The sequence below is a fragment of the Amycolatopsis sulphurea genome, from assembly GCF_002564045.1.
Taxonomy (GTDB): domain Bacteria; phylum Actinomycetota; class Actinomycetes; order Mycobacteriales; family Pseudonocardiaceae; genus Amycolatopsis; species Amycolatopsis sulphurea.
Genome location: NZ_PDJK01000002.1, coordinates 118,246 through 132,855, shown reverse-complemented (window position 1 = coordinate 132,855; position 14,610 = coordinate 118,246). Strand labels below are relative to the sequence as shown.

The following is a 14,610-nucleotide window of genomic DNA, read 5'->3' as shown; positions in this document are numbered from 1 at the left end:
TCTGCCAGCGGCCCCTATCTGCGCCCCTACCCCAGTACTCTCCGCTCGCCCAGCGCCACTCCGGCAAATGTGCTACTTGTCACACGGCACGACGCGAGGCAGAGTCGTGAGGGACGAGGTGATTCCTCGGCCCGCACTGCACGGCCCCACCCACCAGGGAGGCTATCGATGTCCACCACAGAACTCTCCGAACTGCGGCGCACCATCGGCCAGTTACGGCAGTGCGTGGGCGCCCTGCGCTCCCGATACGGCGACGCCTCGGCGGTGCGGCGGCTGGCCAACGACGTCGAACGGCTCGACATCGACACCGCCGAACTCGACGACCATCCGCAGGCGGTCCCTGTGCAGGCGAAACCCGCGGAGCGGGTACCCGTCCCGGACACCCCGTACGACCCGGCGCTGTGGAGCGGCGCCGATGACGAAGGCGTCGGCGGCTACAAGCGCGATCAGCGGTGAGCGCGCCCGCTGACGAAGACGTCAGCCGGGCCGGTACCGGCGTCCGCTCCCCGGGGCGGGCGCGCCTGGCCGAGCGCACGCTGCGCACCGACCGGTGGTGGCTGCAGCCCCTGCTGACTGTGCTGGGGCTGGCCACTTTCATCGTCTACGCGACGATCCGCGCGTTCGTGCGCACCGCGTACTGGGTGCCGGACTACCACTACCTGACGCCGTTCTACTCGCCCTGCGTCTCCACTTCGTGCGTCGAGGGATCGAGCCACTTCGGGCACTGGTTCGGTGCCTTCCCCAGCTGGCTCCCGCTCGGCACGCTGGTGCTGCCGTTCCTGCTCGGCTTCCGGCTGACCTGCTATTACTACCGCAAGGCCTACTACCGCTCGGTGTGGTTCTCGCCGCCCGCGTGCGCGGTGGCCGAGCCGCACGCGCGCTACACCGGGGAGACCCGGCTGCCGCTGATCGTGCAGAACGTGCACCGGTACTTCTTCTACGTCGCGGTGCTCGTGTCGCTGGTGAACACCTACGACGCGATCATCGCCTTCCACAGTCCCAGCGGGTTCGGTTTCGGGCTGGGCAACCTGATCCTGGTCGCGAACGTGGTGCTGCTCTGGGCCTACACGCTGTCCTGCCATTCGTGCCGGCATGTCACCGGCGGGCGGCTCAAGCATTTCTCCCGGCATCCGGTCCGGTACTGGATCTGGACGCAGGTGACCAAACTGAACACCCGGCACCAGACGCTCGCCTGGATCACGCTCGGCACGCTCGTGCTGACCGATCTGTACGTGCTGCTGGTCTCCAGCGGCGCGATCGCGGATCCGCGGTTCGTCGGCTAGCCTCCGCTCCCTTCCTTCGCAGTCAAGACCCCCAGCTTCGAGGTGGCTCACTTCATGACCGAGGTCGAACGGCACAGCTACGACGTGGTGGTGATCGGTGCCGGCGGCGCCGGTCTGCGCGCGGTGATCGAGGCGCGCGAACGCGGCCTGCGGGTGGCGGTGGTGTGCAAATCGCTGTTCGGCAAGGCACATACGGTGATGGCCGAGGGCGGTTGCGCGGCGTCGATGGGCAACGCGAACCCGAACGACAACTGGCAGGTGCATTTCCGCGACACCATGCGCGGCGGGAAGTTCCTCAACAACTGGCGGATGGCGGAGCTGCACGCGAAGGAGGCGCCGGACCGCGTCTGGGAGCTGGAGACCTACGGCGCGCTGTTCGATCGCACCGCGGACGGGCGGATCAGCCAGCGCAACTTCGGCGGGCACACCTACCCGCGGCTCGCGCACGTCGGGGACCGCACCGGGCTCGAACTGATCCGCACGATGCAGCAGAAAATCGTTTCGCTGCAACAAGAAGACTTCAAGTCCTACGGTGACTACGAAGCGCGGATCCGGGTATTCGCCGAATGCACGATCACCGAGCTGCTGCTCGACGGCGGCGCGGTCGCGGGCGCGTTCGGCTATTGGCGGGAGAGTGGCCGGTTCGTGCTCTTCGAGGCGCCTGCGGTGGTGCTCGCGACCGGTGGCATCGGGAAGTCGTTCAAGGTCACCTCGAACTCGTGGGAGTACACCGGCGACGGGCACGCGCTGGCCCTGCGCGCGGGCGCCAAGCTGATCAACATGGAGTTCGTGCAGTTCCACCCCACCGGGATGGTCTGGCCGCCGAGTGTGAAGGGCATCCTGGTCACCGAAGGCGTGCGTGGCGACGGCGGCGTGCTGAAGAACTCCGAGGACCAGCGGTTCATGTTCGGGTACGTGCCGGAGGTGTTCAAGGGCCAGTACGCGGACAGCGAGGAAGAGGCCGACCGCTGGTACGCCGACGCGGACAACAACCGCCGCACGCCGGACCTGCTGCCACGCGACGAGGTGGCCCGGGCGATCAACTCCGAGGTCAAGGAGGGCCGGGGTTCGCCGCACGGCGGGGTGTTCCTGGACATCGCCAGCCGGCTGCCCGCCGAGGAGATCCAGCGCCGGCTGCCCTCGATGTACCACCAGTTCAAGGAACTCGCCGACGTGGACATCACCAAAGAGGCGATGGAGGTCGGCCCGACCTGCCACTACGTGATGGGCGGGGTGGAGGTCGACCCGGACACCGGCGCGGCGAGCGTGCCCGGGCTGTTCGCCGCGGGCGAGTGCTCCGGCGGCATGCACGGGTCCAACCGGCTCGGCGGCAACTCGCTGTCGGATCTGCTGGTGTTCGGCCGCCGCGCGGGGCTCGGTGCGGCGTCCTATGTGGACGGTCTGGGCGCGGCGCGGCCGCAGGTCGCCGAGTCCGATGTGGACTTCGCGGCGAAGACCGCGCTGGCCCCGTTCGACCCGCCCGCCGAAGGCGCCGCGGAGAACCCGTACGCGCTGCACACCGAGCTGCAGCAGTCGATGAACGATCTGGTCGGCATCATCCGCCGGGCCCCGGAGATCCGGGAGGCGCTGGCGAAACTCGGCGAGATCCGGGAACGGATGAAGCAGGTCACCGTGGAGGGGCACCGGCAGTTCAACCCCGGTTGGCACCTCGCCGTCGACCTGCGCAACATGCTGCTGGTCAGTGAATGCGTGGCCCGCGCGGCGCTGCTGCGCACGGAGAGCCGCGGCGGGCACACCCGCGACGACTACCCGGGCATGGACGCCGAGTGGCGGCACAAGCTGCTGGTCTGCTCCGCGGTCGCCGGGCCGGATCCGGTGATCCCCGGGGTCGAGGTGGCCGAGCAGGAACAGCTCCCGCTGCGCGCGGACCTGCTGGAGCTGTTCGAGCTGGACGAGCTGGGCAAGTACTTCACCGAGGCCGAGCTGGCCGGGCATCCGGGGAGGACGGCATGAGCTACCAGGCGAGCTTCCGGGTCTGGCGGGGCGACGAGGCCGGCGGCGACCTGCGGGACTACCGGGTCGAGGTGAACGAGGGCGAGGTGGTCCTCGACATCATCCACCGGTTGCAGGCCACCCAGGCCGCCGATCTGGCGGTGCGCTGGAACTGCAAGGCGGGCAAGTGCGGATCCTGCTCGGCGGAGATCAACGGCAGGCCGCGGCTGTTGTGCATGACGCGGATGTCCACCTTCGCCGAGGACGAGGTGATCACCGTGACGCCGTTGCGCGCCTTCCCGGTGATCCGCGATCTGGTGACCGACGTGTCGTTCAACTACACCAAGGCCCGCGAGATCCCGTCGTTCACCCCGCCGGCGGGCCTGGGGCCGGGCGAGTACCGGATGCGGCAGGTGGACGTCGAACGTTCGCAGGAGTTCCGCAAGTGCATCGAGTGCTACCTGTGCCAGAACACCTGCCACGTGGTCCGCGATCACGAGGAGAACAAGGAGAACTTCGCCGGGCCGCGGTACCTGATGCGCATCGCGGAGCTGGAGATGCACCCGCTCGACGCGGCCGACCGGCGTGACGCCGCACAGGACGAGCACGGGCTCGGCTTCTGCAACATCACCAAGTGCTGCACCGAGGTGTGCCCGGAAGGCATCCACATCACCGACAACGCGCTGATCCCGATGAAGGAACGGGTGGCCGACCGCAAGTACGACCCGATCGTCTGGCTCGGCGACAAGCTGTTCCGGCGCAATCGGTGAGCCACCGCGTGCGCGTCGAGGAGGAGGCCGCGTGATCGACGGTGCGCATGTGATCATCTACAGTCAGGATCCGGAGGCCGACCGGGCGTTCCTGCGGGACGTGCTGGGGCTCGGGCACGTCGATGCCGGAGCCGGCTGGCTGATCTTCGAGCTGCCGCCCGCCGAAGTCGCGGTGCATCCGGCCGAGGGCGCGCCGCGGCAGGAGTTGTACCTGATGTGCACCGATCTCGATGCGACGCTCGCCGAACTTGCGGAAAAGGGTGCCGCGATCGAAGGGGACCACCAGCACGCGCGGTGGGGCACGATTGCCCGGGTCCGGCTGCCGAGCGGGACCACCGTGCCGCTGTATGAGCCGAAGCACCCACGGGCCGCCGGGCACTGATCCCTGGGTGTGCGGTCCTCATTCCGGAGATCGCTGCCGAACCGGAGATCGGTGCGGGCTTGCCGGGTTGTTTGCCGATTGCCAGATACGCGTGTTCTTGGGCGTAGGGTCTGCCACCGAGCAGGGGCTTTGACGGAGAGCTGAGTTCTTGTCGGCGACTTGCTTTTCCGGTGTGGAGCCGGCCGGTGATTTCCGGGCTGATCGGCTGAGGCACGCCAGTCGGCCGGTGTACCCGGGTGAGCGCCGCCCGATGGGGTGTTCCGGCTCGCGATCCGGCCCCCACCTGGGGGTCATCAGGTTGATGCGGCGTTCGACCACCTTTCGGAATGGTCGTCATCGTGCGTGCGAATCCCCGTCGATCCGCTCACTCGCCGGCGCAGACCAGTGCGCCGATTTTCCCGCTCTGCGAGAAGGTATTCGCCGGAATATCACGACGGGTCACGCTATGGCGGTGCCTTACCCGTCCGAGCGGTCCTATCACCCGTAGGTCCCGGGGGTTCGATCCGATACGCGATGCTGAGTCGGTGGATGACCGCCTGCTTGCTGCGGAATCCGGAATGCCCATACCAGAGAGGAACCTTCGGTGAGCACACGTGTGACCAAGTTTCGGATCGTGTCCCTCGGCTGCGTCCTTGCCGCCTCGGCCGCACTCATTCCTTCGGGCGCCGCGTTCGCGGCACAGGCAAGGAGCACCCCTTCGGTAAGCGTGGCCACTCCCGTCACCGTCTTGGCCAGTACTCCCGAAGATGCCGTCACCCGGTGGCGGCGGCAGGGCTGGCCGCAGAGCCAGGGGTGGCGCAAGATCGGCGGTGTCTACTGCTATGCGGGCGGCGAGTTCAGCAACAACGAACAACTACTCAAGGCCAAGTACGCGCCATTTCACGAGTACGACGTCCAGTGCTACCCGACGATTCCCGGAAACCGGGGACTGGAACGGATCGTGGTCGGGGCGCCGGACAAGAGCGGCCAGCCTTCCTGCTATTCCTATACGCCGGACCATTATCACACTTTCCGGCAGATCGGTGCCCTGAAGGATTGTACCAAGTGAGCCGGTTCCGGGCCCTGTAACCGAAAGGATCTGCTGAATGTCGGCTTTCGACTTCTACAAGGGTGTGACGGACGATGAGCACACCAGTAAGGACTTCTCCGAGTCCACCAAGCTCAAGGAAGTGCGGGCGGCCCTGCAATCGTCCGGCTTCATGCCTGCCGACGCGCCGAACGGTCCGCAGTATCGCTTCCTGAATCAATACGCGACAAAAGAAGAGATCTCCAAGAACAAGGCGATCATCGAACAGAATCTCGAAGACGATGTTTCGCTCAAGAAGGCCATCGTTCCGTCCCGGAACACGGTCATCCTCACCGATATCAAGGGCAAGCTGCCCGATCTCGTGGGCACCTCCACCGAGTGGCTGCAGGACCGGAAGCTCAAGGTCCGGGTCCGGCTGAACACGACCGACCCGGAGGCCAAGAAGCAGAACGACAAAGTCGGTGCCATGACACCGCTGGTCCTGTCGAACGTGCATCCCACGACCGATACGCCGGGCCTCTACGAAAACGTCTGTGTGGTCGTGGCGGACAGCGTCGTCGACTTCGACATCAAGGCCTACGGCGGAGCCGGGTTCGGGTTCAAGGTCCAGCAGGGCAAGGGCACGATGATCGTCGACGATCTCTACAGCGTCGTGACGGACAAGGCGGAGATGGGCAAGGAGCACATGACGGTCCTGCACCGTTACCAAAGCGAGCAGAAGACGATTCAAATCGCCAGAGCGGACACGCAGACGCTGCCCGATCACGACAAGGTGGCCTTTTCGACGGTCACGTTCGCCACGCGCACTGTGCACTCCTACGAGATGAATGGCCAGTCGTACAAGTACGACGACGACTTTTCGTACGTGGGTGGCGGCAAGTTCTTCGGCGGTATTTCCGGCGGGGGAATCATACACGGCGGCCCGATCAAGGGGCCGGACTCGAAGGAAACCTTCGGTGGGATTGACAACGTCCAGGTCGACCCGTGGGACAAAGCATCGGGATCGGTCACCGTCTATTTCTTCGTCTTCAAGGACGAGCAGAGCGCCAAGGTGATCACCGGCGCTTACAATCCGCCGCCCGAACAGACCTGGGAATAGCCGGCCAATCGACTCAAGGGATGCTGACATGAGTGGTACCAAGCTGGAAACCAAGAAATTGATCGACGTGGAGAAGATCGGCGGCGGCAGCCGGGCGGTCCCGCTCGACGTCGCCGCCACGCTCGATGTGGTGCGCGCCGAGCTGAGCAAAGACAATTTCATGACACCGGAGGACAGCTTCCTGTTCAACAAAGCTCCGGTCGATCACAAGCAGGAGAAGGACATCAAACTGTCCGACCTGCTCGGAGAATCCGGAACGACCATCTACATCGGGCAGCACGGCAACCTGAAGAGTCAGGACGGTGTGGAAAAGTACAACCAGCTGACCGGCTCGGACAAGAAAGCGCTGTTCGACAGTGTGTACATCTACCGCGGGCTGATCCTGTCGAACGACGGCCTCACGCGCAGCACTCGTGGTGACGTGTGCACCTGGAGCGGCCTGCCCACGCCCACCCAGCCCACGGTCACTTCGGAGAAGTCCACCGAATACACGTTCTCCGAGTTCACCAGCAGCCTCACCATCTCCGGTATGAAGTCCGGCTCGGTTTCGGTGGCGACGCCCTTCGCGGACGCGAAAGCAGAGTACAAGTACTCGCAAGAGCATTCCGTCAACAAGAAGGATGCCAGCGAACATCTGGTCAGCCGGATGTGGGTCAGGAAGATCTTCCTGCGCGTCGACCGCAAGACCATGACCGCCCGCCCGGGGTTCGCCCAGGAGGTCGAGGAGGCCGTGGCGTACAAGACGGAGCCGGACAGCTCCCACTATGCCAAGCTTCTGGAGGTGCTGGACGACTGGGGCTACTACGTGCCCCTGGAGTTCACGCTGGGTGGCGCGATCTACGCCAAGGAATCGACGACGATCACCAGCTTCGAGGAGTCGACCAAGGAAAGCGAGGACTTCGGCGCCTCCGTCGAAGCACGCTTCAACGGAATCGGTGGCGGCGGTGACTACAAGCAGGCCGACGGGAAGGATTCCACCAAAACCGAGTCCGGAAAATACAAGAACACCATCCTGCGCGCGCTCGGCGGTGCGCCGGTCATCGCGGAGTCGGACTACTTCAACTGGGTGCAATCACTCGGCTACGCGATCAACTGGGTGGTCATCGAGAATCTGAAGCTGTGCCCGACCGTGGCCCTGCTGCCCAAGAGCGACACAATCACCCGGGTGATCAAGACCATCGAGAAGAACGCGGGCCTGCCGGGTGACCACAACTTCATCAACCTGCCGAATTACCGGACCGATATTCAGCGGATTCTCGATCCTTACCAGTAGTCACACGGAAAACGCCCGGCCGGATACCCGGCCGGGCGTTTCCACAGTGCCGGCGAAGCTAAACGCCGCCGCCGGCCACACCGCCACCGGCGGCGGTGCCGAGGGTGATCTGCTCAGCGGGGTTTTCCGGGATGTCGATGACCTTCTTGTTGCGCCGGTTGCGCTTCTCCAGGTACTTCGCCAGCGCGGTGAGCAGCAGGCACAGCACGATGTAGATGGCCGCGGCCACCAGCGTCGACGGCACGATCGGCCGCCCGAAAGCACCCTGCGAGCCGATGTAGCGCGCGTAGTACAGCAGCTCCGGGTACAGCACCAGGAAGCCGAGCGCGGTGTCCTTCAGCAGCACCACGAGCTGGCTGATGATCGACGGCAGCATCGCGCGGATCGCCTGCGGCAGCAGGACGGTGAACATCACCTGCGTCTTGCGCATGCCGAGCGCGTACGCGGCTTCGCTCTGTCCCTTCGGCAGGGACATCACGCCGGCGCGGAAGACTTCCGCCAGCACCGAGCCGTTGTACAGCGTCAGGCCGAGCACCACGGCGAAGAACGGCGAGGTCTGCACCCCGAACGTCGGCATGCCGTAGTAGAACAGGAACATCAGGATCAGCAACGGGATCGCGCGGAAGAACTCCACCACGAAGGTGCAGATCCCGCGCAGCCACGCGCGATCGGACAGCCTCCCGGCGGCGAAGATCGAGCCGAACAGCACCGCGAGCACCGCGCCCAGCGCGAACGCTTCGATCGTGGAGAGCACGGCGTTGCCGAGATCGCTCTGGACCTGGGAGTACTGCAGCCAATCCCACTTGCGCGCCGAGAACTGCCCGGTGTCGGCGAAGCGGTAGATCACGAACGCGACCAGCGCGAGCACCACGGCGATGCCGGCCACCGCGTAGATCCGGTGCCGCGTCCGGGACTTCGGCCCCGGGGCGTCGAACAGAACGGAACTCATCGGGCCACGCTCCAGCGCTTCTCCAGGCTGCGCTGGAGCAGCGAGAGCACCAGCACCAGGACGACGAAGCCGAGCGCCACCCACAGCAGGGCGACCAGCTGGTTGCCCCCGCGCTCGGAGATGTACTGCCGGATCGCGCCGGCTTCGGCGACCGAGAACCCACTGGCGATCGTGGTGTTCTTCAGCAGCGCGATCAGCGTGCTGATCATCGGCGGGACCACCGACCGCAGGGCCTGGGGCAGCACCACCTGGCCGAGCACCTGGCCGAAGTGCAGGCCCAGCGCACGGGCCGCCTCCGCCTGGCCGACCGGCACCGTGTTGATGCCCGACCGCACCACCTCACAGATGAACGCCGAGGTGTAGAGGGTCAGCGCGACCGCGGCGGTCGGGAAGTAGTCGATCTTGACGATGTCCAGCAGTGGGTAGGCGAACACGAGGAACGCGAACACCAGGGTGAGCGGCGTGTTGCGCAGCAGGGTCACGTAGACCGTGCCGATCGCGCGCAGCGCCGGTACCGGGCTCACCCGCAGCATGGCCAGTATCGTGCCGAGCACCAGGCTGGCGACTCCGGCGATCAGGAACAGTTCGATCGTGGTGAGAAAGAACGGACCGAACAGGTCCAGATTGTCGAGCAGGACGTCCATGGCGCCTTCCCCGCGTCCGTGGGACGGAAATCGATGTGGAACGGCCGGTGGACGGGAACCCCGTCCACCGGCCGTGATCTCGGATCAGTACTTCTGGATTGTCGGCTTCGCCACGGTCGAACCGGGCGTGCCGAGGGTGGCGTCGTAGATCTTCTGCCAGGTGCCGTCGTCCAGCGCCTTCTGCAGGATGTCGTCCATCTTGTCGCGCAGCACCTTGTCGTTCTTGTCCAGGCCGATGCCGTAGGGCTCCTGGGAGAACGGCTTGCCGACGACCTTGAAGCTCTCCGGGTCCTGCTTGGCGAAGCCGCGCAGGATCGCGTCGTCGGTGGTGACCGCGTCCACGTCCTTGGTGGACAGCTTCTCCACGCACTGCGAGTACTTCTGGAACTCGACGATGTTGCCCGGCTCGGTCAGCTGCTGCTGGCGCACCCGCTGGATCGGGGTGGACCCGGTGACCGAGCAGACCTTCTTGCCCTTGAGCGACTGCGGCCCGGTGATCGTGTCGTCGTCCTTGCGCACCAGCAGGTCCTGGCCCGCCTGGTAGTACGGACCGGCGAAGGAGACCAGCTGCTTGCGCTTGTCGTTGATGGTGTAGGTGCCCACCATGTAGTTGACGTCGCCGTTCTGGATCGCCTGCTCACGGGCGCCGGAGTCGACGACCTTGTAGGTGATCTTGTCCGGCGCGTAGCCCAGCCCGGCCGCGATCAGCTTGGCGATCTCGATGTCGAACCCGGCGTACTGCCCGGTCGTCGGGTCCTTCTGGCCCAGCCCCGGCTGGTCGTCCTTGACACCGACGACCAGCTTGCCCGCGGCCTTGATCTTCGCGAACACCGGGGAGTCCGGCAGGTCCACGTTCGACGCGACGGGGTAGGTCGGCAGCGGGGCGGCCGCCGAGCTCGGGCCGCCCTGGTCACCACCGGAGGCCGGGGTGCCTTCCTTGCCACAGGCCGTGAGCAGCAGGCCGCCGGCCAGCAGTCCCACCGCGAGGGTGCGGATCCTCATCTGAATCTCTCCTGGATCGGTCCGGGGGTCCCTGCGAACCCCGGTCTGGACGGGTCAGTGGGTCAGGATCTTGCCGAGGAAATCCTTCGCGCGCTCGCTGCGCGGCTTGGTGAAGAACTCCTCCGGGGTGGTGTCCTCGACGAGTTCACCGTCGGCCATGAACAGCACCCGGTCCGCGGCGCGGCGGGCGAAGCCCATCTCGTGGGTGACCACGAGCATGGTCATCCCGTCCTTGGCCAGGCCGGTCATCACGTCGAGCACCTCCTGGACCATCTCCGGGTCCAGTGCCGAGGTGGGCTCGTCGAACAGCATCACCTTGGGCCGCATGGCCAGCGCGCGGGCGATCGCCACCCGCTGCTGCTGGCCGCCCGACAGCTGGGCCGGGTACTTGTCCGCCTGGTTGGCGATGCCGACCCGCTCGAGCAGTTCCATCGCGGTCTTGCGGGCCTCGGCGGTGGAAGTCTTGCGCACCTTCACCGGCGCGAGCATGACGTTCTCGAGAATCGTCTTGTGCGCGAACAGGTTGAACTGCTGGAAGACCATGCCCACGTCGGCGCGCAGCGCGGCGAGCGCCTTGCCCTCGGCGGGCAGCGGCACCCCGTCCACCGCGATCTCGCCGGAGTTGATCGGCTCCAGCCGGTTGATCGCGCGGCACAGGGTGGACTTGCCCGATCCGGACGGTCCGAGTACCACCACGACCTGGCCACGCGGCACCTCGAGGGTGATCTCCCGCAGTACGTGCAGGTCGCCGAAGTACTTGTTGACGGCGACCGCCTTGATCATCGGCGTCGCCACGTCCGTGGTCATCAGGCCTCCAGGGTTGCATCTTCGTCGTCTTTGGCGGCTGCGGGGCCGGGGCTCCCACGTCGATGGCGGAAACCTACTCCGGTCGGGCGACATGTAAAGACGGCTTGACCAACCCTTAGGGTCTCAACTATGTCTCGAACCCGGCCGCCGGACCCCGTCCGGTGCTGCTCAGCCTAGTCGCGCGCGGTCCGGCCGCCACCTGGGAACGGGGTTCGGCGCGGTGTCCTAGAGTTCCCCGCTACCGTGGTCCGGATCACCGGGGAGGCGAGCGCGTGCGGGTGTTGCTGGTGGAGGACGACGACCGGGTCGCCGGTGCGCTCGTGCCCGCGCTGACTCGGCGCGGTCTGGTGATGCAGCGGCTGCCCTCGGGCGCCGGGGTGCTGGAGCGGGTGCATGACGTGGACGTGGTCCTGCTCGATCTCGGGCTGCCCGATGTGGACGGTGTGGTGCTGTGCCGCCAGATCCGTTCGGTCAGCGACGTGGCGGTGATCGTGGTGTCCGCGCGCGGCGAGGTGGACGACCGGGTGCAGGGCCTGCGCGCCGGCGCGGACGACTACCTGGTCAAGCCCTACGACGTGGAGGAGCTACTGGCCAGGGTCGAGGCGGTCCGGCGGCGCCGCGGCGAGCCGGCGGCGGCCGCGGCGCCGGTGGTGGAGGTCGGCGACGTGCGGATCGACCTGGCGCGGCACGAGGTGGTGGTGGCCGGGGCGGTGGTCGCCTTGTCCCGCAAGGAGTTCCAGGTGCTGGCGCTGGTCGCCGCCGCGCGCGGCGCGGTGTGCTCGCGGGAGCAGGTGCTCAACGAGGTGTGGGGGCACCGGGGTGCCGCGGAGAGCCGCTCGCTGGACGTGCACGTGGCCACGCTGCGCACGAAACTGGGCCGCCCGGCGCTGATCGAGACGGTGCGCGGGGTCGGCTACCGGCTGGGCGGAGGAGGCTGAGCCGTGCGGGTCCGGCTGCAGGGAATCGTCGTCACGCTCGTCGCGCTGCTGGTGTTCGGGCTGGGCATCCCGCTCGCGCTGAGCATCGCCGGCAGCCTGCAGCAGCAGCTCTTCCTCGACCGGCTCACCGATGCCTCGCGGTTCGCCTCGCTCGCTCAGCGACCGCTGCTGGACGACCGGTTGAGCCTGCTCGAACCCGAGCTGCGCCGCTACACCGAGGTCTACGACGTGCAGGTGGTCGTGGTGAACCAGGACGGCGCCCCGGTGCTCAGCTCCTACGGCGGCACCGATGCGGCCCGCGTCGACCAGGCGGCGATCCGGACAACGGTGAACGAGGCGCTGGCCGGCCGCCCGCCGGTGCCGGGCCCGCTGTTGCTGCCGTGGAAGGCCGATCCGCTCGTGCTGGCCGAGCCGATCCTGATCGACGGCGAGGTGCGCGGTGTGGTGGTCACCGAATCGGGCACTGGGCACGTACGCACGGTGCTGTTGTGGCGGTGGCTGTTCCTGGCCGCGGGGGCGGTGATCGCCTTCGGTCTCGCACTGCTCGTCGGGATCCCGGTGGTGCGCTGGACGCTGCGTCCGGTGCGGCGGCTCGACGAGGCGACCGGCGCGCTCGTGGCGTCCGTGGTCGGGGGGCGGCCGGCGGTCAAGGTGGGGGAGAGCAGTGGCCCGCCGGAGCTGCGCAAGCTAGGCCGGTCGTTCGATCAGATGGCGGCGAGCGTGTCCGAGGCGCTGGCCGCGCAGCGCGCGTTCGTCGCGGACGCCTCCCATCAGCTGCGCAATCCGCTGACCGCGCTGAACATCCGGCTGGGCAACCTGAAGGGTCAGGTCGGGGACGAGGTGGCGGCCGCCGATCTCGCCGCCGCGCAAGTGGATGCCAAGCGGCTGAACCAGATTCTCGACGAGCTGCTGTCCATGGCACGGGCGGAAGCGGCCGGCGGGGAGCTGGTGCCCGAGGACCTCGCCGCGGTGATCGCCGACCGTGTCGCGGACTGGTCGGTGGTCGGCGCGGCGCGCGAGGTCACGCTCGAAAGCGAGGTGACCGTCGACGGTGCGCGGGTGCAGGCACCGCCGCGCGGGCTGGAGGTCATCCTCGACGCGCTGCTGGACAACGCGCTCAAGTTCACCGCTTCGGGTAGTTCGGTGCGGGTCGCCGCGGACCGGGCCGCCGACCGGGTCACGCTGTCCGTCCGCGACCACGGTCCCGGTCTGCGCGAGGAGGAGCTGGAGCGGGCCACCGACCGGTTCTGGCGCAGCACGGCGCACCAGAACGTGCCCGGTTCGGGCCTCGGCCTGGCGATCGTGCGCGAGATCGTCCGGCACTCCGACGGCGAGCTGCGGCTGTCCCTGCCCGAGGGCGGCGGGCTGCAGATCACCATGGACTTTCCCGTGGCGCAGGACCACGCCTGACGCTAAAGCTTCTCCGCGCGGTAGTAGTTCAGCGCGCCGGGATGCAGCGGGACCGGGGCGGTCTCGATGCCCGGGTGCACGTCGATGGACAGCGCCGCGCGATTGGCCGCGGCCAGTTCCGGACGGGCGGCGTAGAGGCCCTTGGTCAGCTCCTCGGCCACGTCGGCGGGCATCGAGGTGGGCACGACCAGGAAGTTCGGCACCACCAGCGTGGTCACCGGGCCGGGCTGGTCGTAGGTGCTGGCCGGGATGGTCGCGTTGCCGTAGACCGGGCTGAACCGCTGCATGCCACGCATCAGCCCGCTCATGTCGAGCAGCCGCAGGCCGATCGTGTGGGTGTACTCCGTGATCAGCGGAGTGGGCAGCCCGCCGGACCAGAACAGCGCGTCCACCTTGTGCTCCACCAGCGCGGTGAGCGAGTCCTCCAGGCCGAGGCTGCGCACGGTGACCGCGCTGCTCAACCCGGCCACCTGCAGCACCCGCCGGGCGATGTACTCCACGCCGGACTCCGGCGAGCCGACCGCGATCTGCTGCCCGCGCAGCATCGGCACCGAGGTGTAGGGCGAGTCCCGGCGCACCACGATGTGCAGGTAGTCGTCGTGGATCCGGGCGAGCGCGGCCAGCTTGCCCGGATGCGCGGCGGCCGAATCGCTGGCCAGGTCCGCGGCCACGAACGCGACGTCGGCGGTCCCGGCGAGCACCCGGTTGAGGTTGTCGCCGGAGCCGTGGGTGGCCAGCACCGTCGGCCGTTCGATGTCGAGCCCGCCGGCCCACGCCCCGGCCAGCGGCCCGGCCAGATCGTGGTAGACCCCGCCGACCGCGCCCGCCGCGATGCGCAGCCGCAGCCCCGGGAAGTCCGGGCCGCAGCCGGCCAGCAGCGACCCGGCCGCCGCCAGCGCGGCCATCATCGCCGTGCGCCTCCGCAACGTCCGCATCCCGAGATCGTGCCAGACCTCGCGCGGGCCGGGCGCACGCGTGCGCGCGCACTGTCGGGAATGGACGGTAACGGCGGTTCGCCCGCACCGGTGGCAGGGGCCGGTTCCGGCAGGTGGGGCGGGGGATATCCTGGAGGG

General features: G+C 67.6%; 15 protein-coding genes. 10 read left to right on the top strand and 5 right to left on the bottom strand.

Translation table 11 applies throughout. The annotated features are described in order from the left end of the window. Positions 1-168 precede the first annotated feature (168 nt). The 8 genes from ATK36_RS06700 to ATK36_RS06665 all read left to right on the top strand — a co-directional run bounded on the left by ATK36_RS06700 (position 169) and on the right by ATK36_RS06665 (position 7,787). Complete coding sequence (locus ATK36_RS06700; protein ID WP_098510474.1) at positions 169-456, top strand: hypothetical protein; 288 nt, start codon at positions 169-171, stop codon at positions 454-456. Then, positions 453-1,283, top strand: a complete 831-nt coding sequence (locus ATK36_RS06695; protein ID WP_098510473.1) for a hypothetical protein — start codon at positions 453-455, stop codon at positions 1,281-1,283. Before ATK36_RS06700 ends, ATK36_RS06695 begins: the two co-directional genes overlap by 4 nt. Positions 1,284-1,337: 54 nt before the next feature. Next, positions 1,338-3,257 carry a fumarate reductase/succinate dehydrogenase flavoprotein subunit gene (locus ATK36_RS06690; RefSeq protein WP_098510472.1) on the top strand — a complete coding sequence of 640 codons (1,920 nt, stop codon included), beginning with the start codon at positions 1,338-1,340 and terminating at the stop codon, positions 3,255-3,257. Then, on the top strand, positions 3,254-4,006 hold the full coding sequence (locus tag ATK36_RS06685) for a succinate dehydrogenase/fumarate reductase iron-sulfur subunit (RefSeq protein ID WP_098510471.1): 753 nt from the start codon (positions 3,254-3,256) through the stop codon (positions 4,004-4,006). Before ATK36_RS06690 ends, ATK36_RS06685 begins: the two co-directional genes overlap by 4 nt. A 31-nt stretch (positions 4,007-4,037) precedes the next feature. Beyond that, the gene (locus ATK36_RS06680; RefSeq protein ID WP_098510470.1) at positions 4,038-4,388 is read left to right on the top strand and encodes a VOC family protein; all 351 of its coding nucleotides are present in this window, start codon (positions 4,038-4,040) and stop codon (positions 4,386-4,388) included. Between the two features lie 583 nt (positions 4,389-4,971). Continuing rightward, complete coding sequence (locus ATK36_RS06675) at positions 4,972-5,436, top strand: ribonuclease domain-containing protein (RefSeq protein WP_170069645.1); 465 nt, start codon at positions 4,972-4,974, stop codon at positions 5,434-5,436. 37 nt (positions 5,437-5,473) lie between these two features. Then, the gene (locus ATK36_RS06670; RefSeq protein ID WP_098510468.1) at positions 5,474-6,514 is read left to right on the top strand and encodes a hypothetical protein; all 1,041 of its coding nucleotides are present in this window, start codon (positions 5,474-5,476) and stop codon (positions 6,512-6,514) included. Positions 6,515-6,542: 28 nt separating this feature from the next. Next, positions 6,543-7,787, top strand: coding sequence for an MAC/perforin domain-containing protein (locus tag ATK36_RS06665; protein ID WP_098510467.1), 1,245 nt, complete (start codon positions 6,543-6,545; stop codon positions 7,785-7,787). A gap of 58 nt (positions 7,788-7,845) precedes the next feature. Here ATK36_RS06665 and ATK36_RS06660 read toward each other — a convergent pair whose 3' ends face one another. The 4 genes from ATK36_RS06660 to ATK36_RS06645 all read right to left on the bottom strand — a co-directional run bounded on the left by ATK36_RS06660 (position 7,846) and on the right by ATK36_RS06645 (position 11,165). Next, positions 7,846-8,736 (bottom strand): amino acid ABC transporter permease, encoded by an 891-nt coding sequence (locus tag ATK36_RS06660; protein WP_098510466.1) that lies wholly within the window; start codon positions 8,734-8,736, stop codon positions 7,846-7,848. Continuing rightward, complete coding sequence (locus tag ATK36_RS06655) at positions 8,733-9,380, bottom strand: amino acid ABC transporter permease (protein ID WP_098510465.1); 648 nt, start codon at positions 9,378-9,380, stop codon at positions 8,733-8,735. The genes ATK36_RS06660 and ATK36_RS06655 overlap by 4 nt, the downstream gene beginning before the upstream one ends. A gap of 84 nt (positions 9,381-9,464) precedes the next feature. Then, a complete protein-coding gene (locus tag ATK36_RS06650; protein ID WP_098510464.1) occupies positions 9,465-10,382 on the bottom strand; it encodes a glutamate ABC transporter substrate-binding protein in 918 nt (305 codons plus the stop codon). A 54-nt stretch (positions 10,383-10,436) separates the two neighbouring features. After that, positions 10,437-11,165 carry an amino acid ABC transporter ATP-binding protein gene (locus ATK36_RS06645; protein ID WP_211292003.1) on the bottom strand — a complete coding sequence of 243 codons (729 nt, stop codon included), beginning with the start codon at positions 11,163-11,165 and terminating at the stop codon, positions 10,437-10,439. Between the two features lie 296 nt (positions 11,166-11,461). Between ATK36_RS06645 and ATK36_RS06640 the strand changes: the two genes are divergently transcribed. Together ATK36_RS06640 and ATK36_RS06635 are read left to right on the top strand one after the other, a co-directional pair. Continuing rightward, on the top strand, positions 11,462-12,127 hold the full coding sequence (locus ATK36_RS06640) for a response regulator transcription factor (RefSeq protein ID WP_098510462.1): 666 nt from the start codon (positions 11,462-11,464) through the stop codon (positions 12,125-12,127). Positions 12,128-12,130: 3 nt separating this feature from the next. Beyond that, positions 12,131-13,537: a sensor histidine kinase gene (locus ATK36_RS06635; RefSeq protein ID WP_098510461.1), complete on the top strand. Its 1,407-nt coding sequence runs from the start codon at positions 12,131-12,133 to the stop codon at positions 13,535-13,537. Between the two features lie 2 nt (positions 13,538-13,539). On the opposite strand, the gene ATK36_RS06630 is transcribed toward ATK36_RS06635, so the two are convergent. Continuing rightward, positions 13,540-14,472, bottom strand: coding sequence for a TAXI family TRAP transporter solute-binding subunit (locus ATK36_RS06630; protein WP_245914459.1), 933 nt, complete (start codon positions 14,470-14,472; stop codon positions 13,540-13,542). Between the last annotated feature and the right edge of the window lie 138 nt (positions 14,473-14,610).